Below are 20,366 nucleotides of genomic sequence, written 5' to 3'. Positions count from 1 at the left end.
ATTCAATCAGGTGACTGGTCTTGATAAAATTCTAGCGAAGCTAATCTATCTAATCTAATATGGAAAATAGACCTAATGATCTAATTTTGAGATAGTGATGCTTACATTAAAACAATTCCAATATTTCATAAAAATTGTTGAAGAAGGTAGCTTTACGGCGGCGTCAGAAAAACTCTTTATTGCCCAGTCAGCTTTAAGCCGACAAATGAAGTTATTAGAAGAAGAAATTGATTTTCAGTTGTTTGATCGTAATGACAAAAGAGCAAAACTCACGACAGCGGGAGAGGTCTTCTATAAGAAAATAAAAGATAACCTGCTTTACTTAAATGAAATTATTGACCTGTCTAAAAGTGTTTCGGAAGGGAAAAACCGTCAGATTAAAATTGCTCATTCAAGCAGCATTGTTATGGATCATAAAAAGATTCAAATATTAAAAGAAGTTAGCTTAACTCAGCAACTGAGTTTTGAGCTGAATACCTTGTCCTCGGAACAACAGATCTTAGCTTTAATGAATGGAGAAATTGATATTGGTTTTATTAGGCCTCCCGTTCGGCACACACTAGATGAGATGAGCGTTCTTAAGTTATATGAAGAACCGTTAATGGTGGCTGTTCATATTGATCATGCCAAATTTGCTAAAGAGGAAAAGGTTTATTTAAAAGACTTAAAAGATGAGTGTTTTGTATCTACACCTCATGCTGAAAGAGGGGGCTTAAGTTATTTAGTCGCAAATCTGTGTTTAGCCGCAGGATTTACCCCACAAAAAGCCCCGATTCAGTCACGGAAGGTTTCGCAGCTACAATTAGTTGCTGCAAATTTAGGAATTAGTATCGTTCCTCAAGAGTTTCAGCAGATTTTGCCTGCCAATGTAAAGTTGTTACCTTTGGCAGATCATCTATTCTTTTCAGAGGTCGTTTTAGTCTATAGGAAAGATAACGACGAAATTATTCAGCATTGTGCCGAATTCATTCATCAAATGTTTCAATCTTAGAAAATTGATTAAGCCAATCTATAGTAAGTGTAGGTGACGCTATCGTCTTTATAGACATCATAGCTATGTTGTTTGAAGTCAGAGACCCATTCACTTCCAGTGTAGCCAGCAATATGTCCATAAACATGGTTACGGGTTCTATGAATGATATAAATGTCACCTTCTTGAGGTTCATCAAAAGCTGGATTAATTTCTTTATAGCCGATCTTTTTAAGGGTATCACCCCAATCTGAAGCTGCGATTGGATGATTTTCGACATTGGCACCAGCAGATTCTAGTGCAAGGCGGATACTACGTGCGCAACGCGCTTTGCTGCGTCTAGAGGTAATACTTTCTAATTTTTCTACAAATTTATCAACATCTATAGCGGGAGTACTGGAAGTGTCTGTCTGATGATTATTGGGTTTCATGGTGAAGGGATAAGGAAGGCTTGGGGTGCTGTGCGATACAACAATGGCTGCCTGATTTGAATCCTGATACATGTAATTATCAGCTACTTGTCCGTCGTAAATAATCATCGTGAAATCTCTACCGTACTATCTATATCCATATTTAAAAAATCACCACCTACCTGTGGCGTTGAGAGATACTAATAGGCGTACCTTAAAAGTTTTGTTTATGTTATGTAATAACGTATCTTTTTCCCTAAGATTACGTATTGGTGCTAAAAAAATATTTATTCAAATAACCGACAAAAACAATTCAATCTAAGTTATTGATTATATTTACTATAAATAATTAATCAGAGCTTAAATTTGAATATTTTAATTCAGTATTTGCGAATATACTCAAAATCTAAGTCTCTGATTTAAAATGCCACATTTTCTTACAATTTAAGAAGCCATCACAAGCTTAGGCTTGGTGCTCTTTTACATACTCTTCAGTACGAATTAAAGCTGCTTGCATATTGCTAATAGCCTGTTCTACATCAGCTAAAGTTTTTGCATTTCCTCCACTTAGGGCCTGACGCCATTTGCGTGCACCCGGTAAATTCTGGAATAAACCTAAAATATGACGGGTAATAATTGATAGAGGAGCACCTTCAGCCATACGTTGTTCAATATACGGTAGCATTTGTTCCATAATATCGAATCGATCGGGAGCGTCTAAATTCCAAAGCTGGCCGAGCTCAGCAAGTAAATAAGGGTTGTGATAGGCTTCACGGCCAATCATAACGCCATCAACGTGCTGTAAATGGGTTTGAGTTTCAGCAAACGTTTTAATCCCGCCGTTGATTTCAATGGTGAGATTTGGGCGCTCTAGTTTTAAACGATAGACATCTTCATAGCGTAAAGGTGGAACTTCGCGGTTTTCTTTCGGTGAAAGACCTTTCAAAATAGCGATACGAGCATGCACTACAAAATGAGTGCAACCTGTTGCAGCGACTGTATCTACGAAATGCAGCATCTCTTCGTAAGAGTGCATGTCATCAATCCCGATACGGTGTTTGACTGTCACAGGAATGTTTACAGCCTTTTGCATGGTATGGATGCATTCAGCAACCAAATCTGGCTCTGCCATTAGGCAAGCACCGATTTTATTGTTCTGTACACGATCACTTGGACAACCTACATTGAGATTAACTTCATCGTAACCCCAGTCTTCAGCCATTTTGGTGCAGGTCGCAAGCTCTTGCGGGTTTGAACCACCCAACTGTAATACGATAGGGTGTTCTTGCGCGCTGTAGTCCAAATGGCGTTTAGCATCGCCAAAAAGAATCGCACCTGTAGTCACCATTTCTGTGTAGAGCACAACATTTGGGTTAAACAAGCGCGCAAAGAATCGATAATCCTTCGTTGTCCAATCCATCATTGGGGCTACACTGATTCTTGGAGATTTAATAGTTTCAATGGTTTTATTAATAGTCATTAAAAATCATGCCTTTAATCAGTGTTTTGCAACCTGTTTGAATCTGTGGGAACTCATATTTAGCTGCGTTAATTAGTTTGCATTTACACCAAAATTTACACCATAATGGAGAAAATGGTTCATGGTGTAAATTTATGGGGTCAATTACTGCCAGAAAAGGTGCAGATGGAAGTGTTAGTTACCGAGCTGCTATCCGGATCAACAAAAAAGGTTATCCAGCTTATTCTGAAAGCAAAACATTTCATTCAAAAAAAGTGGCAGAAAACTGGCTTAAAAAAAGAGAAGTTGAGATTCAAGAAAATCCAGACATTTTACTTGGCAAAGAACAACTGATTGATCTAACTTTGTCAGATGCCATAGATAAATATTTGGATGAAGTTGGGAGCGAGTACGGTAGGACGAAACGCTATTCTCTACTCTTAATTAAGAAGTTGCCAATCGCGCGCAATATTATCACAAAAATACATTCAATACATTTGGCTGAGCATGTTGCTCTAAGACGGAGAGGCGTGCCGAATCTTGGTTTAGACCCTATTGCAACAAGTACACAGCAGCATGAGCTTTTACATATTAGAGGTGTTCTATCTCATGCATCTGTTATGTGGGGCATGGAAGTTGATTTAAGTAGCTTCGATAAAGCTACGGCACAGCTTAGAAAAACTCGCCAAATCTCCTCTAGCAAAGTGAGAGATAGACTTCCTACAAATGAAGAGTTAATTGCTTTAACAAAACTTTTTGCTGAGCGTTGGAAATTAAATAAATATGGTACTAAGTATCCAATGCATTTAATTATTTGGTTCGCAATTTTTTCATGCAGACGTGAAGCAGAGTTAACACGCTTATGGCTGCAAGATTATGATTCTTACCATTCATCATGGAAAGTTCATGATTTGAAAAATCCGAACGGTTCTAAAGGTAATCACAAGTCTTTTGACGTGTTGGAACCTTGTAAAACAATAATTGAACTTTTATTAGATAATGAAGTGCGGAGTCGTATGCTTCGATTAGGATATGATGAACAACTCTTATTGCCTCTGAACCCAAAAAGCATAGGAAAAGAATTTCGTGAAGCATGTAAAATATTAGGAATTGAAGATTTACATTTTCATGATTTGAGACATGAGGGATGTACACGATTGGCAGAACAAAGTTTTACTATTCCTGAAATTCAGAAAGTGAGTTTGCATGATTCGTGGAGTAGTTTACAGAGGTATGTTTCTGTTAAATCAAGACGAAATGTAATTCAGTTGGAAGAGGTGCTACGCCTCATTGATGAAACGTAGCAAAATCTTTAGAAGCTTCAGAATACTTTTTATCTAAAATATCAGCCAAGTCTTTAATGTGTACTAGAAAAGGTGCACGTTTGCTTGAATCTATTTTAAAGACTGAGAAAGGAAATTCTTGATGATTTGCCTTTCTCAGAGCCTCTGCCTTACTTAAATGAGGATAATAGTCTTGTACTACACTCATTAATTCGACAGTCATAGATCGATATTTCATGAATAGGTAGTCAGCGGTATTTAACTGAAATACACCCATTGTGAAATAGCCTCTTAGCTAGTTGGTTGTAAACTTGGAAAACAACACATCAAAACTGGACTGTGTATCCCAGATTCGAAGGATTGTATCGGTGCCAACCAGATACGTTTTGAGCAACTTAATAAGGTCTTTACACTTTGGATCGTTTTTTAAAAAACGATTGGTTTGCATAAACCCATTTAATGGCATAGATACAGGATATGCTTTGCAATTAAAAAGGCTCTCCAAATTACCATGTAAGGCTGTGAAAGCATTCTCATCAGACCAACCAACAGGATCATTTATAAACTGACGTTCTAGTAAGAACACTAGTCTGAGTGCTAATTGTCCTTGGGGCGTAAGTTCCCATTTTGAAAATACCGCAACAACATCATTATTACCGCCTTCATTAATGAAAAGGGCAATCATCTCTTTCTTCTGCTGATCTAAATATTGCTGTTTAGAATACGTTGTTGCATTCGTCGAAAGCGTAAATAGTATTGGCAGATATAGCTCATGTATCTCGAAGCCTGCATAGTTCTTGTATAGAGCCTTCATTGTTAAATCAAATAACTCTTCAGTGCGAACTTGCTCTGCATTCCACGCCATTAACTTCTCATTGAACTGTCTCGTGATGAGCGTATATTGATAGCCCATAATTTGATACGAAAAGTACTGATCGTTACAGTAAATCCCACCATTGAGCATAGGCCCTATCTGTTTAATAAACTGAATAAACAATTCATTCTCTGGCTTTAGCCGAACAGATAACATCCCATTAGTGACAGGGGAGCCTGTCACTAATGGATATACTGACCTAATCAACTCAACAGGTTTACTGAGAGATAATGCCTGATTACTATTTTGAGACTTTTGTTTTGCAAACATGCTCGTAGTTTTTGATCCCCCAAGAGCTTTTGCTGACTTCTCAGAACCAATCAGATCGTAAGCCCAAATAGGTTGAATGCTGCATGACGAATGTGTAGCTGCAATTAAAGCATCTGATGCGTACTTAGTCATGTTACTGTCCTCCTACTTGAGCATCATCTGACTGATCAGAGTCTAGTAGGTTAAGTTGCTCGAACTTGCGTGGACGGCCAAGTTTGGTAGCAGGAACTTTTGGTATTTGGCTTGTTCGGAAGCTCCGAATTTGTTCTCCATTAGTAAAGGCGAAGTACTGATCATTTTTGCATATGTAGTCAAACGTAGCCTTGAGATTCTTAAGCATTTCATGGTCGGTATACTCCAAAATGCCTAAGGCACGATAGCGGTACTCATCTTTCTTCATATTGCAGATAAAAGCAGTCCCAAGATTGTTTGTAGCAACCCTCCATTTCTCAGCAATATATTGCCCCCACGTGATGTCCTCACGATGGTCATTGGCATTGAAGAAGTAATAAAGATGTCCATGGAATCCCTTGGTTGGGGTGTGTTCAATACGCAGGATATACCCGAGCGCTTGCTTAAGCTGATTATGCTTAGATGCATCATAGAACCGAATAAAAGACTCTTGCATAAACTCACTATCATGTTCAGCCTGAGCAAAATCAGTTGAGATAGCAAGCTGTTGAAGCTTAGCTGGATCGCGTATTAATCCTAGGTCTACTCGAACAACAAGGATTCGAGAATGGATCTTGAGTAGAGTCTCTACAAGCTCAACACAACGCTCTTTAGAACGGCGTCGATTACTAGCACGATTCGAAAGTTGTTTACGAATTGAGGCACTGCTCATTCTTATTGCAAACAACTTCTGAAATTTAATTAAAGCTGCAACATAAGCCTGAGCCTGTTCAGATGTGTAACACTGATTGATCAGAGAAAATTCATAAAGGGTATATTGTTCTTCCTTTGAAAGTTCTAAGAATGAATCCTTAAAGGCCTGTAACTCTATGCCCATCTTGTAATTGCCAGAGCGAGCAGACACAAAGATTGTTGTAAGCTGGCACTTAAGCAAAAGTGGAATATCCTTCGCATATTCAACACGTAGTTGCTCTTTGCCCTTAAAACTTTGAACAGATTTAAGAGTAGCGATTGGGCGCTCTTTCTCAAAATACTTGATGAACTCAACACGACTGAGCATTTTTTCAACTTCAGGGTTTATACTCGTTTTGAATATTTTAATCTTACCGTTTTCTGTCATGTACTCATGAGTTGAAAAATCTTCCTTGAGCTGTTCTAGGAATGCATCTCTATCTGCAACTGAGAACTGTGCGATAGGTGGAAGAATTGGTTTAGCTGTGTTGTTCAGAGATTTCATAGTATACCTACATACAAATAATTAATTACGTATCAGGCGTCATGAGGTAAATGCTCTCCCTATGGACATCGTTTAGAAATGTCCATTAGGGTAGGCGTAGAGTGGATATTGGCTAATCTATCTGGAGTGTATTCATCTCAAATGGATACACAATTAAATCAATCTAATCTATAAGCAGTATTTGCTAAGGCACACTGCTTATGACAATAAGTATCTAGTAGATTAATTACATATATCTAATATTACTTATTACAATTGTATTTAAACCGAAAAGCCGATTGCACTTTACTTCGAGAATGCTCTACCAAAAAATGACGGTAATACGAGGACTTTTTAAAAGTTGTGATGTCCTGCGTTATGCAGCATTTAAATGGCTTCGTTGAGCTATTCTTCGGGTGACCCACACCCGTAAATTGCTAAGCTTCCAATTGAATGTACTTATTAATTTGATGTGTTGCTGGCTTAGGTTTGAGTTGGTCATATTGGTTCCTTATGTAGCAAGTTTTGTATGCTTGATTGCATAAGGGAAATTCTAGAAAAAAATTAAGCACCCTCTAAAAATCTGCGAAGAATTTATTTAAGCTACTGATATATATGTATTTAAAATCTTTAAAATATAGAAATTTCATTGTAATTATTACTCTTTTAAAAATTTATTAATTTTTTTTAAGAGCATGTCAGTGTAGAACTAACAGGCTCTAAATAAACTATGTGAGTGATCGGATTTTTATTGGGGTGGGAGGGGAATTCTAAAGTTTTCTACCTTTCTTTTCTATAAAAATGTTCAGCGCATCATATAGGCTTGGCTCGCTTTCCTTTAACCAAGATTTAGCGCTATTCAGTAACTTCATTCTCTGATCGTCGGTTCTAATTTTACTTTTTTGAGTTTCTAAGGCAGAAATCTTTTTCTGATAAAATACTCTTATTTCCTTATAACGTTCGATAGGGCGACCTGCAAAAGAAGTTAGGGGTTGATCACGGTTCTGAGCTTGTATGATTACAGTTTTTTTACCATATTCTTCAATTTCTTTGACTTCAGCTGTAGATAGATCATTTCGAGCTGCAAAAAGAAAATATTCAGCTTCTTCTTTTTTTCGTAAACAATGTTCTATTTCAGCATTGTATTCTTGAGTGAGGTATTCTGGAATTTTTGAGATAGCTTGCTGCTCAATGGCTCCTAGAACCGTATCCATACTTGAGTAAGTTTTTTGATTACTGGTAATAAAACGTTGAACAAGTGAGAGGTAAGTTTTTTTTACCCTCTGGGATTTTTTATGGCTGTTTCGGGCTAATTGAGATTGCCTAATCTGTTTATAGATATCTTCTGGTAGCGTGTAGATATAGAAAGAACAATCATAATGTTTGGAGTAGAGACGAAATGCTTCTTCAAAATGTTTCTCAGCTTGTTGTGCTGTTTTTTTGAATATTCTGGTTTTAGTTGATACCAAGTTTTTGAATTTACGAATTTCAGTCGCGATTTCGCCATAGTGTCGGGCAAGTCGGTCCTCTTCGGGAATGTAGATGTAAATTTCCGATTTACCTCGAAGTAATGGTGGGGGTAATCTCCATGCCTGTTGACGGAGAGCCTTTTGTTCTGGCGATTCTTTTAATAAGCCTTGATCAAGCTGTTCATAAAACCACTTTCGGTCATTATCCGTCATTTCTTCACTGATAGGTTCCATTTGTTCGGGTAAATAAGCTTTGTAGTGTTCGGCATAGGCTGATGGCAAACCATAGGGAAATTTATGTCTTTTAATAATATGTTCTTCAAGTTGGTCAATTAAGCCAATAAGTTTTTTGATGTTACTCGTAGATGTGGTTTCTTGTTTAGCCTTAGCATTTTTTTTAGCTGAAGTTGCCATGTAATCAAGTTCACTTATTCATTTTAAAAGAAGTGCATATATTATAAGTCGTAACTACTTATAATTTAAAAATGATTTAGCTTAACTTGAGAGTGAATTATGAGCATTTGTAGAGGGGTGTTAGGTGTTAAACTGCACTCCATTTATGTACCGACTTATGATGATTCTGTACCGACTTGCGATGTTTTGGGTGAAAAGTAGTCAAAATCAAAATGTAGCTTAGAGTTATAATTGTTGGACTAAACTTGTAGTACTGTGAAGCATTCTACTGGATTATAAATTTATTATGGACTGAATCAAGTGCTAGAAAATCACTCATTATTGGTTAGTTAATAGTATGTCTTTGTATTACTAAAAGGTCTCAATAGCGTTTCATTAATTGCAATGCAAGATTGTAGGCTACGGTTGTAGAAATTGACTCTGCTATAAAGAACTCTTGGGGTGGGGTGAAGTTTAAAGCCTGCTTTCGATAACGCGTCTGCTTTCCTGTCTGTTTGTCTTTAAAAATAAACTCATCCTGAGCATGAGAATATTCTTGTCCATACAGTGGACCACCAAGACACTTTAACCGAAACACTGAATCATCCTTAAATTTACCTAATGGTTAGTTTAAAGAATTAATCTAATGAAAAACAATAACAATCACTTTACGACTTAGTCGATAGATCATTGACACCTTAAATATTGCACATTATCCTTTGCTTGCTGGCCACATTGCCAGTCGGTTTTGACAGACCGTTTTATTGGGTTGCATCAGAGTTATTCCTTCTGAGGAATAATTTTGAGGGTACATCTCGTCTCCTCCCGTTGCGGTAGGACGGGAGAGGGACACTTTCGAGTGTGCTGGTGTCAATCCAATCCGGTCTGTCAACCCTTTCTCGTTCTGCCACCATAATTCTCTAATGCTTTGGCAGAACTCCCAATATAAAGGAGTTGGCTATGCATATTCTTTTTATAACGCCTGATTAGTTTTAATAGGATTTGATGAACTTCTAGTTTCTCAAGCTTTAGATCTTTTCGTCTAAAAATTTACTTAAAAAAATGTCATGTGAGCTACACCATGGCAAGGCTTCGTGTTGCCTAAAAAAGCCTAAGCTCCATGACGACGTCACTGGATAAAATGATGAAAAATAAAATTTTGATGGGTTTGGTAGGTGTCAGTATTTTGTTGGTTACTGGTTGTTCTTCTGATTTCGAAAAGGGTATGAAACAAAGCTGTAGGAATACGGGTGGTAGCCGCAGTTTCTGTTCCTGCTTCTACGACAGGATGGAAGAACATTATGGTGAAGAAAAGTTGGAGGCGATTGGCATGATGCAAGTCAAGATGCCAGAGGACTTTGAAGAGGTGTCTTTTAAGTCTGGTCAGCAATGTGCACATAAACTTTAGAACTCGTATTCACATTAAATCTTAGTTTGTCTTTTGATCTCACCTGCTGCCATAGAGCAGTGGGTTGGATAGGCTTACCTAAAAAAATGAGGAATTTACAATGAAACATCCATTGATTGGCCTTTATTTCACCATTGTGATTGGTTATTGGCTGTATTTGATTTGGCAGTACCCTATTTATTCTGGTTCATATTCTTTGGGTCGGGCACTTGTTTGGCCTGCTGATTTTCTACGTTGGTTGTTTTAGTCGCTAAATTGGGGAAGTTGCCATGACAATCATATCGAGAGAATCACTCCAGAAAAGCCGTTGGATGTTGATGTTAAGAGCGAGTGACAATATTTATTTTGCACCCGCTATTCCTTATAAAAAATTGCAAGGGGCTATGAGTTATCTCCCTCAAGGAATTCATCCAGATGAAATCCTTATGCTAATTGACGATACGGTATTTGGCAGTGCTAAAGCTGGACTTTGTGTGACGGCGACAGGACTCTTTTATAAAGAAAGCTTTGGAGATGAAGCGGTTTATCTCTTTAAAAGTATTCATCATGTCGAGGCAGATATTGGCGTCATTAATCATGGCATCGTACTGAATCGTATAGAAACCCTGACCTTTACCCAACTGGATAAGGGCACAGTACGAACATTGGCTTCATTTCTAAATGAAGTTTGTCAGGGTGAAACAGAAACCGATCGGGCTCCACCACAGATTGATGCAGAACTGAAGGTAATTATTGATCTGTTTGCTTATTTCATCACATTCAATATGGGTAAGTGGAATCCTGAATCTAGTCATGCAATATCTAAACATTTTGTAAAGCTGAATGATGAAGCATCACAGCACTATATTAAAAGGTTACTGACTGAACATCCCAACTTTGAATATGAAGAATTATTACATCGCTTTGCAGAACTGAAAGATGTGCTGGCTTACAAGCTTCGTACGGAGATGATCGAACAACTGGTTTATGCCATGGCACTGGGTCAGGTTGAGCAGAATCAGGCGGATCTCTTCATGACCCATTTATGTCGTGTATCCAATGTTTCTAAAGCCGTATTTCCTGATCTGGTCAAAATTATCTATCAATGTCTGGCTGATGAAATGAATCAGTCTACTACTTCTACTTTCAACGGTGGACAACTTCAAGCGTGCAAACTTCTTGATATTCAGCCTAATTCACTGACTGAGCAGAACTTACAATCTGCTTACCGAAAAAAGATGGCTGAGTTCCATCCCGATAAATACCAGAACTTACCTGAATCTGTTCGTCAGTTGATTGAAAGTCAGGCACAGCAACTGAATGAAGCAAGAGCTTTATTAAAAAGCTATTTGGACAATAACTGAAAATAAAGAATTTTTACTTACATATTACCCCAGTGAAGGCAGCCCTAAAGCGCCGTATATCCTCTATTTCAAGGTAATGATATGAATATGATAAAGAACAGCACTAACTCAACTAAAAAGATACCACCGTTATATTGGTTGTTAACTGTAGTCATGATGGCGGTGTTAATTGCAGGCGGTATTTTATTTAATCAACATCAAAAACGACAAACTGAACTTCAGTTAGCACAACTCGCTTTAGAACAATCTAAGGTACAAAATCAATCTGCCACAACACAAGCAGCATCGGAACCCGTTGAATCAGGTTTCACCGGAATTGAAAGTATGGTGGAAAACCCGGAATCAGAATCTACTCATTCACAAGCTGAAGATGAAGTGGTTGCGGGGGCAATAGCCGCAGTGGATCAGGCAAAAGCACAAGATACAAGTCTAGGCAATCTCAGTTCAGAAGTTGATGCTGAGTACCATGAAGGAAAAACCTTAAGTTCGAACACCTCTCGCTATGGCTTAAAGCCAATCAAATCTGCTCCAGCTGATTTAAAGTCAACCATCCCGAATATTGATCAAATGTTAGCGTCACACCTTATGAATGTATGGGGCCGCTCAAGTCCAGATCAGGTGAGTAAACGAGTTGAAGGATGGAGCCAGCAAGGTAATACCATGACCTATCGTACTGCATGGGACTCTGACCGTTACCAATGTACTTGGTATGTGGTGAGTTGGGATAAGAACAGCAATCAAGTCCTTCACGAAGGATACCAGCCATGCTTTGGTCACTAATTAAAGCTGGCCTGTAGCATTCGTTTAATTATTACTTTACTTAATCAGAGAAAATACCATGAACCCAATCAAACTTATCGCTTGTGGAGTTTTAAGTCTTTCACTCAGTTCTATTGCTTTTGCTAAAACTGAGCAGATTACACTTAAAGCCAATGTCTATTACGGCGAAGAGTCAGTTGTATTTCCAACCACTAAAGGCGAAGTCATTTTAAATAGCTACGCTATGCCAGCTAAAGTCGTTCCACAAGTTAAACCTTTTAAGAAGGGGCAATGTTTAGAAATCAAATCAAAATATGGTTTCTTTAAAGACACTGGAGATGGTCAATATATTGAAAGTATCCAACCTTGTAGCAAGAAAGGTTTAGCGACTCCAAAAGTAACTCGTTAATTTGACTTAATCTAAAACGACATAAAGCTCAATCAAACCACAAGCATTTGCTTGTGGTTTTTTTATGCCTTTTATTTAAGGAAGAAGACCATGCACCAGTGTCCTTACTGTCATTCATTACACATCACTTTACTCCGCCAGACTGAACCCACTTCGGGCGTATTTGCAAAGCTTTCATCGTTCTCGCCCATGTCTCTGGCAGCAGCCTGTATGCAGTTGTCAAAACGCAGTCCCGTTCACCCTTTGGTGGGTGGATTTGTGGGCTTGGTGATTGGGGGCATGTTTCTGCTCTACGTTCAGCATCAAGAAAATATGGTGACCTTGTATTACCAGTGTGAGCAATGTCTGGAGCATTTTGAAATCCAGCAATCAGGCTTCGCTTAATTCTTATCGTTTACAACTTTCAAATTATTTAAATCACTTCATTTATATTACTTAAAGGAAATCAATCATGGCACATCAAATAGAAACGATGGCATTCGTTGGTCAAACCCCTTGGCATGGCTTAGGTAATCAACTCCCTCAGAATCAACCAATAGAAGTATGGGCACAACAGGCGGGTATGGACTGGCGAATAGAATCATCCAATGTCAGTTTTATGGCAAAGAATGAACGTGGACAAAATATTCTGATGCCTTATGAAGAGCAACGAGTACTTTATCGCTCAGATACTCATGCGCCGTTATCGGTAGTGAGTCAGCGTTATCAGGAAGTGCAGCCCAAAGAAATCTTGGAGTTTTACCGAGACCTGACCGAACAATCAGGCTTTGAACTGGAAACGGCAGGTGTACTTAAAGGTGGACGTAAGTTCTGGGCATTGGCTAGGACCGGACAATCGGCAGCATTAAAAGGCAAGGATGTCAGTAATGGCTACATTTTGTTGGCAACCGCATGTGATGGCACACTAGCCACCACGGCGCAATTCACCAGTGTTCGTGTGGTGTGTAACAACACCTTGGCGATTGCCTTACGCGGGCAGAATAGTAGTGCTGGTGTAGTGAAAGTTCCACACAGTACCAAGTTCGATGCCGAGAAGATTAAACAGCAATTGGGTATTTCGGTTCATGCATGGGGCGAGCACATGTATGAAATGAAACAACTCAGCCAGCGTAAAGTTACCCAGCAGGAAGCAGCAGCTTATTTTGATGCAGTGTTTAATAACACGAACCTGAGTATTGCTGAACAAGATGAAAGTATCATTCAGTTCTACCGTAATGTAGCTACGCCTAAACAAATCAACTCATCCAAAGCCGACAATAAAACAGAACCAAATGGACGTGCTATGTCTAAGGTCATGGCCATGTTTAATGGGCATGGTCGTGGTGCCGAGTTAGCTTCAGCTAAAGATACGGCGTATGGACTGCTTTGTAGTATTACGGAGTTTGTTGATCATGAGCGACGTGCGATCTCAACAGATCACCGACTAGATTCAGCATGGTTTGGGGTAGGAGCCAACCTTAAACAACGTGGGCTGGAACAGGCATTAAGAATGGTTGTATAAGGTATGATTATTTATTTAAGTTCATTTATAAATTAATTACAGAAAATCATGTAATTAATTTATAAAAACAAAGGCAGATTATGGGGTAAGTAATTTTACCCCTATATTTTAAAAGATTTGAGACTCTATAGTCGTACACTACACTCTACTTACAATAGTAAAGCTTATGGAGTTAGAAAAAATATCAAGAATTGAACCAGTAATGAAATCAAACAGAATCAGATAATTTTTTTCATTTTACTTTTTAAATTTCTATATACCTATTTAATCAATTCCCACTACAGTTGTAATATATCCAGTCGTTAAAAGGATCATTAGGCCTAATGACATTTCAAATAAAATAGCATAACCCAACTGTTTGGCAAATTTCGGGTCTTGTAAGCGAGGAGTAAAATACCATTTGTTAAAGGCAGCTAATAATAAAACGCTTAGAACAAATACGATCTTAATAATAAAACCATGCCCATAAGGAGTATTTAGTAGAGTATTGAAATCTTTAATGAGTAACAGAGCAATACTCGCACCGCAAGCGAGTAGTATTCCTACAACAAATGCTGCGATTCTTCCAAATAGGTGCATGCGATCTTTTAATGGAATACCTGTAATTTTTTTAGTTGTTCTCCATAGAGGGAAAAGTGATCCCATCCATAAGGACATTACTAGTATATGTATTGATAATAAGAATTGAGCGAATAAAGGTAAATTTGTAACATGGCCTAGTTGTGAAAAACTAAAAACTATGGGGATGAGCAGGATGGTAAAAATTGTCCCTTCTACTTTAGAAATCTGGATAGTCCCTTTACCAAGCTTTACGATCATAAATAATAGTAAAAGTGCAAAACTAATTGAACGGATGATATGGACATGCCCAGTAGGAGTATTTATTAAGATATTAATGTAGTTGCTATTCCACATTCCAGAAAAACCTGTATTGGAAAAACTTCCTATAAGAACGAAGAAGCTTAAAGCACTTGAAATAAAGCCTACCCCTGCACCAATAGTAATGTACTTTAGGATAGCTTGCTTGATTTCTACATAACGACCCAGTAGAAAATAGCTAAAGGCACCACCAACAATAAATGCTATTCCTAAATATAAAACGACTTTAATCAGCCACGTTGCATACATCCAAGCTTCAGGAATCATATTTTCACCCCAGTGATAGCAATATGCCAGCAAGCTGCTAGCATATTGATTATTGATATTTTATTTTTATTTCGCTGATTTAATGGTGAAGCTATATTCACCATTCATGTTATGGCCATCAGTACCCATTGTGGTCCAAACCACTGTGTACTTACCTTTCTTAAGTTTAGGTATAGCTACTTCAAATGATTTTTTTAAATCATGAGTTACTTGGTAATTTAAAGGGATGTCTTTACGTTGAGCATCAAGTAATTTGACATTCATTAACATGACTTCTCCACCAAAATTTAGAGTTATATTTTTTGGTTGACCTGCTACAGATGCATTAATAGCTGGCGTAGCACTTTCAAGTTTGACATGAGCAAATGCACTTGAAGCAGCTATAGCCATAGTCGCACCTACTAGTACATTACGTAGAACTGACACTTTATTTTGGAAAATTTTCATTTCATCACCTTTTAAAATTAATACATGCTAAGTAATGACCCAGTGAAGTTCCTAAATTGATCGCGTTGGTCATCACTCTTTGTATGCTTATTATTTAAGAAAGAGAGAAACGTCTTGATGACTCCAAAATTACATTTTTGTCATTTTTAGAATTGAAAACTCACAAGTGCTACACTGACTTTATCAAGAAAAATGTTCATTAAATATTCAAATAACCGGAAATTTATTTCTATCCGAAGCTAATTATTTTTTTTTAAATCAAATATGAAGGAGGTTTATATATGGACCATTATCATGAAAAGAAAACTATAAATGACACGCATAACGATCCTGTCTGTGGCATGGCTGTAACAGAGGAGTCTAAATTTCATGAACAAGTTGGCAATAACACCTTTTACTTTTGTAGTGAAAAATGTCAGATAAAATTTAAGCATGATCCTGCTTTGTATCTTGCTAAAGAAGATGGATCTGCTTTCACAAATGTCTCTCTAAATAAAATGGAGGCACAGTCAAATAGTATAAATACCTCATCAATTTATACTTGCCCAATGCATCCAGAGATCCGACAAAATCATCCTGGTAATTGCCCCATTTGCGGTATGACATTAGAGCCTTTGCTTCCAAATTTAGATGAAGTAGATGAAAATCCTGAGCTCAAAGATTTTAAAAGAAGATTTTGGTACACCTTACCGTTGACCCTAATTGTAGTATTTTTGGCGATGTTTGGTCATCAACTGAATTGGTTTGAAATGAAGGTGCAAAGCTGGATTGAACTTGTCCTTACTTTACCAATCGTTTTTTGGGCAGGTTGGCCATTTTTTGTAAGATGTTGGCAGTCAATTTTAAATCGTAGTCCTAATATGTGGACTTTAATCGGAATTGGGACTGGGGCTGCATTTCTATATAGTCTCGTTGGGACTTTGGCCCCACAAGTATTTCCAGATTCTTTTATTTCTATGGGGCGTGTCGCTGTATATTTTGAAGCTACAGCCGCCATTATTTCACTGACCTTATTAGGTCAAGTACTTGAATTAAAAGCTCGGTCACAGACATCGGCAGCAATTAAGTCTTTACTTGGGCTGGCTCCAAAGACTGCAAGAAAAATTAACGAAGATGGTCGAGAGGAAGATATCCCACTTTCCCATGTACATGTTGGAGATTTACTGAGAGTGCGGCCAGGTGAAAAAGTACCTGTTGATGGAGTAATTACAGAAGGTTCAAGTTCTATTGATGAGTCGATGTTAACGGGAGAGCCAGTTCCAGTAACAAAACGTATAGGTGACCAAGTAATAGGGGCGACAATGAATATGAACGGTTCATTAGTGATGCGCTCTGAAAAGGTTGGTTCTTCAACAGTACTTTCGCAGATAGTTCAAATGGTGGCACAAGCTCAGCGTTCTAAAGCTCCTATGCAAAGAATGGCGGATCAGGTAGCTGGTTGGTTTGTACTGGTGGTGATCGGTATATCTATTCTTACCTTTTTTGGTTGGGGAATATTTGGTCCAGAACCGAGTTGGGTATACGGTTTAATCAATGCTGTTGCAGTTTTAATTATTGCTTGTCCGTGTGCTTTAGGATTGGCCACGCCAATGTCAATCATGGTAGCAACAGGTCGTGGAGCATCCAATGGCGTACTCTTCCGTGATGCCGCAGCAATAGAAAATTTACGTAAGATTGATACATTAATTATTGATAAAACAGGCACCTTAACAGAAGGTAGCCCCTCATTTGATAAGGTGTTTGCTTTATCTGGATATGAAGAAAATGAAGTACTCAGATTAGCTGCCAGCTTGGATCAAGGTAGTGAACATCCGTTAGCAGATGCAATTGTACGGGCTGCCCGTGAAAGAAATCTTGTACTAACAACACCGACATCTTTCGAGTCAAGTTCTGGAATTGGTGTTAAGGGCGAGTTAGAAGGACAACAATTATCATTAGGTAATACAGCTCTAATGGAACAACTTGGCATTTCAGTTGATGCATATATCCCTCAAGCTGAGCAATTAAGAGCAGAAGGTGCGAGTGTTATGCATTTGGCTGTTGATGGGAAGCTCGTAGGGTTATTGGCTGTTTCTGATCCAATCAAAGCCAGTACACCTGAGGCTGTGCATGCTCTGAAGAATTCTGGTTTAAGAATTATAATGGCCACAGGAGATGGTTTAACTACTGCAAAATCAGTTGGAGCTAGATTAGGTATTGATGAAGTTTATGGAGAAGTTAAACCGGCAGATAAACTGGAACTGGTTAATAAATTACAAAAAGAAGGAAGAATGGTTGCAATGGCAGGTGATGGCATCAATGATGCCCCAGCTTTAGCTCAAGCGGATATTGGTATTGCAATGGGAACAGGAACAGATGTGGCCATGAATAGTGCTCAAGTCACTTTAGTCAAAGGTGATTTACGGGGGATAGAGATCGCTCGTTCCCTGTCAGAGGCCACGATTAAAAATATGAGGCAAAACCTGATGTTTGCATTTCTTTATAATGCTTTAGGCATCCCTTTAGCTGCGGGTATTTTATATCCATTTACCGGTTGGCTACTTTCTCCTATGATCGCAGCTTTAGCAATGAGCCTAAGTTCAGCATCGGTTATTGGTAATGCTTTAAGGCTACGTAGTTAGGAAATGATCATTTCTGACTACTCATAATTTTTTAGATATTGGAAATGAGTAGTCAGTTATATGTTGTTTACAAATATTTAATTTTTAAAAGTTATTTTAAAAACTATACGGCTGTTGCTATAGTCAGCTTGAATCATTGCGCCATGTACATCAAGAATTGACTTGGTAATGGCTAAACCTAAACCTGTGCCTTCCTCAACTCTTTGTCTGGATGCATCCGTGCGGTAAAAACGATCAAATAATCGATTCAGCTGCTCAGGTGTTATTGGAGAGCTTTCATTTTCGATTGTAAATATAGTGGTATCAATATTTTGTTGGCAGTTAATCTTAATTACTGAATCAGGTTTACCATATTTGATCGCATTTGATAGTAAATTACTCAGAGCACGACGTAACATTGACGGATCGCCTTTTACGTATCCTTGTCCACTCTGTTCTAGAAACATTCCCTTTTCAGCAGCGATAGCATCATAGAAGTCAAATAAAGCAGAAATTTCTTGTACCAGGTTGACCTGTTGCAGGTTTGGTAAGTGTAGGCCATGTTCTGCTTTTGCAAGAAATAACATATCTGAAACCATTCGGGCCAAACGTTCAAATTCTTCCAGATTAGAAAAGAGGACTTCTTGATAAGTATTAATATCCCGACTACGAGACAAACACACTTGAGTTTGAGTCATTAAATTATTAATTGGTGTTCTAATTTCATGGGCCAGATCAGATGAGAAATCTGAGAGTTTTTCTACAGCAGTTTCTAGCCGATCTAACATATCGTTAAAGGCTATGGCTAATGATTTTAGTTCAGTGGGGGTATTATCGACTGCTAATCGTTCAGATAGATGCTGAGCTGAAATGCCTTCTGCAACTTTTGCCATTTTTTGAACTGGACGTAAGCCCCTCCATGCAGCAAACCAACCTAGAAACATTAAACAAATTGTGCCCACAACTCCGATATATAACAATTGTCGTCTAAAGTCGTTTAAAAAATGTTGATGTTCAGATGTATCGATTCCAACAATAATCTGAGCAGTTGGAATGCTCATATTTTTATCAAATGACTTTTTATAAACTAAGCCGCGGTATGTTTTACTTTGGATTTTCCATTCTATCCAAGGAGTATGTTTAGATTTTACTAATGTCTGGGGCTTTATAACGGCGGGTGCTGAACTAAAAATGATTTGACCAGTTGGACGTTCAATCTGGACAATTAGGTCATGATGACCAACTAAAGCATCTTTTAAATATATCTTTAGTTCTTCGGTATTTTTCGGATTCTGTTCCAGTAAATTTTCTAAAAGCTGAATTTTCCCTTCTAGCTGAGTGCGGTCCTGAGTTTCAAAATGATGCATAACAAGCTGATGAATGACCAGCCCCATAATCATTAAGATAATAATGGTAGATAATGAGAAGATGAGTGCAATACGGAAACTGATCGCATTAAACAGTTTATGAGTCATCTTCTACCTCTAAGACATACCCCATTCCGCGGATGTTTTGAATCAACTTAGGACTAAAATTACTATCTATTTTATTTCTTAGACGTTTAATAGCGACTTCTACAACGTTTGTATCACTATCAAAATTCATATCCCATATTTGAGAAGCAATGAGAGCACGAGGCAGAATCTCTCCACGTCTACGCATGAATAATTCCATCAATGCGAACTCTTTAGCTGTAAGGTCAATTCTTTGTCCAGCACGTGTGACGCGGCGTTTACGAAGATCAAGTTCAAGATCAGCAATAGTAATAATATTGCTATCTTCCTTTTGTTGACCGCGACGAAGTAAAGTTTTAATTCGGGCAAGAAGTTCTGCAAAAGCAAAAGGCTTAACGAGATAATCATCAGCTCCTAGTTCCAGGCCTTTAACTCTATCTTCAATTTGATCACGTGCTGAGAGAAAAAGGATAGGCATAGTTTTGCCACTTTTGCGAATATCATTAATGATATTCCAACCATCTAACTTCGGTAACATTACATCTAGTATAATTAGATCATATTCTTCAGAAAGAGCTTGATGTTTACCTGATAAGCCATCTGTAACCCAGTCTGTAATATATCCTGCCTCAGAAAGACCTTGCTTTAGATAATCACCAGTTTTTTGTTCATCTTCAACTAGTAAGATTCTCATTTATTAAGCCCCGTATCGCATATTAAGACCATAATAACGTTATAAATACAGGATGCGATGTAGATTACAAAAATGTCATTTTCAAGTCACATAGATGTCCGGTTCCAACCTATAAGTTAGTTATATAAA

The 20,366-nt window shown here is 38.0% G+C and carries 21 protein-coding genes; 10 read left to right on the top strand and 11 right to left on the bottom strand.

What is annotated here, in order from left to right; genetic code table 11:
• The first annotated feature begins 97 nt into the window (after positions 1-97).
• Entirely contained in the window at positions 98-991 is an 894-nt protein-coding gene (locus ACINWC141_RS10150) for a LysR family transcriptional regulator (protein ID WP_009390892.1), read from the top strand.
• Between the two features lie 8 nt (positions 992-999).
• On the opposite strand, the gene ACINWC141_RS10145 is transcribed toward ACINWC141_RS10150, so the two are convergent.
• Both ACINWC141_RS10145 and dusA read right to left on the bottom strand, forming a co-directional pair.
• Positions 1,000-1,509, bottom strand: coding sequence for a hypothetical protein (locus ACINWC141_RS10145; RefSeq protein ID WP_009390868.1), 510 nt, complete (start codon positions 1,507-1,509; stop codon positions 1,000-1,002).
• Between the two features lie 334 nt (positions 1,510-1,843).
• Positions 1,844-2,860, bottom strand: coding sequence for a tRNA dihydrouridine(20/20a) synthase DusA (dusA, locus tag ACINWC141_RS10140; RefSeq protein ID WP_009390804.1), 1,017 nt, complete (start codon positions 2,858-2,860; stop codon positions 1,844-1,846).
• Positions 2,861-2,994: 134 nt separating this feature from the next.
• Between dusA and ACINWC141_RS10135 the strand changes: the two genes are divergently transcribed.
• Complete coding sequence (locus tag ACINWC141_RS10135) at positions 2,995-4,143, top strand: tyrosine-type recombinase/integrase (RefSeq protein ID WP_000534872.1); 1,149 nt, start codon at positions 2,995-2,997, stop codon at positions 4,141-4,143.
• On the opposite strand, the gene ACINWC141_RS10130 is transcribed toward ACINWC141_RS10135, so the two are convergent.
• The 5 genes from ACINWC141_RS10130 to ACINWC141_RS10110 all read right to left on the bottom strand — a co-directional run bounded on the left by ACINWC141_RS10130 (position 4,127) and on the right by ACINWC141_RS10110 (position 9,074).
• Positions 4,127-4,399 (bottom strand): pyocin activator PrtN family protein, encoded by a 273-nt coding sequence (locus ACINWC141_RS10130; RefSeq protein WP_000538010.1) that lies wholly within the window; start codon positions 4,397-4,399, stop codon positions 4,127-4,129. The genes ACINWC141_RS10135 and ACINWC141_RS10130 overlap by 17 nt on opposite strands.
• 18 nt (positions 4,400-4,417) lie before the next feature.
• Positions 4,418-5,398, bottom strand: a complete 981-nt coding sequence (locus ACINWC141_RS10125; RefSeq protein ID WP_000170389.1) for a hypothetical protein — start codon at positions 5,396-5,398, stop codon at positions 4,418-4,420.
• Between the two features lies 1 nt (position 5,399).
• Entirely contained in the window at positions 5,400-6,635 is a 1,236-nt protein-coding gene (locus tag ACINWC141_RS10120; RefSeq protein ID WP_000838816.1) for a YagK/YfjJ domain-containing protein, read from the bottom strand.
• 749 nt (positions 6,636-7,384) lie between these two features.
• Positions 7,385-8,497 carry a hypothetical protein gene (locus ACINWC141_RS10115; protein WP_000235770.1) on the bottom strand — a complete coding sequence of 371 codons (1,113 nt, stop codon included), beginning with the start codon at positions 8,495-8,497 and terminating at the stop codon, positions 7,385-7,387.
• A 361-nt stretch (positions 8,498-8,858) separates the two neighbouring features.
• On the bottom strand, positions 8,859-9,074 hold the full coding sequence (locus tag ACINWC141_RS10110; RefSeq protein ID WP_000489165.1) for a hypothetical protein: 216 nt from the start codon (positions 9,072-9,074) through the stop codon (positions 8,859-8,861).
• 546 nt (positions 9,075-9,620) lie between these two features.
• On the opposite strand from ACINWC141_RS10110, the gene ACINWC141_RS10105 reads away from it, so the two are divergent.
• From ACINWC141_RS10105 to ACINWC141_RS10080, 7 genes are all read left to right on the top strand, one after another.
• Complete coding sequence (locus ACINWC141_RS10105) at positions 9,621-9,884, top strand: hypothetical protein (protein ID WP_000790974.1); 264 nt, start codon at positions 9,621-9,623, stop codon at positions 9,882-9,884.
• A 100-nt stretch (positions 9,885-9,984) separates the two neighbouring features.
• On the top strand, positions 9,985-10,131 hold the full coding sequence (locus tag ACINWC141_RS20295; protein WP_000682545.1) for a hypothetical protein: 147 nt from the start codon (positions 9,985-9,987) through the stop codon (positions 10,129-10,131).
• A gap of 70 nt (positions 10,132-10,201) precedes the next feature.
• A complete protein-coding gene (locus ACINWC141_RS10100) occupies positions 10,202-11,227 on the top strand; it encodes a J domain-containing protein (RefSeq protein ID WP_000942646.1) in 1,026 nt (341 codons plus the stop codon).
• An 81-nt stretch (positions 11,228-11,308) separates the two neighbouring features.
• Positions 11,309-12,007, top strand: a complete 699-nt coding sequence (locus ACINWC141_RS10095) for a hypothetical protein (protein ID WP_004713642.1) — start codon at positions 11,309-11,311, stop codon at positions 12,005-12,007.
• Positions 12,008-12,065: 58 nt separating this feature from the next.
• The gene (locus ACINWC141_RS10090) at positions 12,066-12,395 is read left to right on the top strand and encodes a hypothetical protein (RefSeq protein WP_001068165.1); all 330 of its coding nucleotides are present in this window, start codon (positions 12,066-12,068) and stop codon (positions 12,393-12,395) included.
• 90 nt (positions 12,396-12,485) lie between these two features.
• A complete protein-coding gene (locus ACINWC141_RS10085) occupies positions 12,486-12,779 on the top strand; it encodes a hypothetical protein (protein ID WP_000553830.1) in 294 nt (97 codons plus the stop codon).
• Between the two features lie 67 nt (positions 12,780-12,846).
• Entirely contained in the window at positions 12,847-13,896 is a 1,050-nt protein-coding gene (locus ACINWC141_RS10080; RefSeq protein ID WP_000951116.1) for a DUF932 domain-containing protein, read from the top strand.
• Between the two features lie 264 nt (positions 13,897-14,160).
• On the opposite strand, the gene ACINWC141_RS10075 is transcribed toward ACINWC141_RS10080, so the two are convergent.
• Positions 14,161-15,042 carry a CopD family protein gene (locus ACINWC141_RS10075; RefSeq protein WP_000611873.1) on the bottom strand — a complete coding sequence of 294 codons (882 nt, stop codon included), beginning with the start codon at positions 15,040-15,042 and terminating at the stop codon, positions 14,161-14,163.
• 66 nt (positions 15,043-15,108) lie between these two features.
• Positions 15,109-15,489: a copper resistance CopC family protein gene (locus ACINWC141_RS10070; protein ID WP_000689222.1), complete on the bottom strand. Its 381-nt coding sequence runs from the start codon at positions 15,487-15,489 to the stop codon at positions 15,109-15,111.
• Between the two features lie 281 nt (positions 15,490-15,770).
• On the opposite strand from ACINWC141_RS10070, the gene ACINWC141_RS10065 reads away from it, so the two are divergent.
• Complete coding sequence (locus tag ACINWC141_RS10065) at positions 15,771-18,110, top strand: heavy metal translocating P-type ATPase (RefSeq protein WP_000350167.1); 2,340 nt, start codon at positions 15,771-15,773, stop codon at positions 18,108-18,110.
• Between the two features lie 77 nt (positions 18,111-18,187).
• Here ACINWC141_RS10065 and ACINWC141_RS10060 read toward each other — a convergent pair whose 3' ends face one another.
• The gene (locus tag ACINWC141_RS10060; protein ID WP_000149047.1) at positions 18,188-19,564 is read right to left on the bottom strand and encodes a heavy metal sensor histidine kinase; all 1,377 of its coding nucleotides are present in this window, start codon (positions 19,562-19,564) and stop codon (positions 18,188-18,190) included.
• On the bottom strand, positions 19,554-20,237 hold the full coding sequence (locus tag ACINWC141_RS10055; RefSeq protein WP_001221580.1) for a heavy metal response regulator transcription factor: 684 nt from the start codon (positions 20,235-20,237) through the stop codon (positions 19,554-19,556). The genes ACINWC141_RS10060 and ACINWC141_RS10055 overlap by 11 nt, the downstream gene beginning before the upstream one ends.
• Positions 20,238-20,366 lie beyond the last annotated feature (129 nt).

The organism is Acinetobacter sp. WC-141 (assembly GCF_000313935.1).
In the GTDB taxonomy this organism is placed as follows: Bacteria; Pseudomonadota; Gammaproteobacteria; order Pseudomonadales; family Moraxellaceae; genus Acinetobacter.
This window is presented reverse-complemented; position numbering and strand designations above follow the sequence as displayed.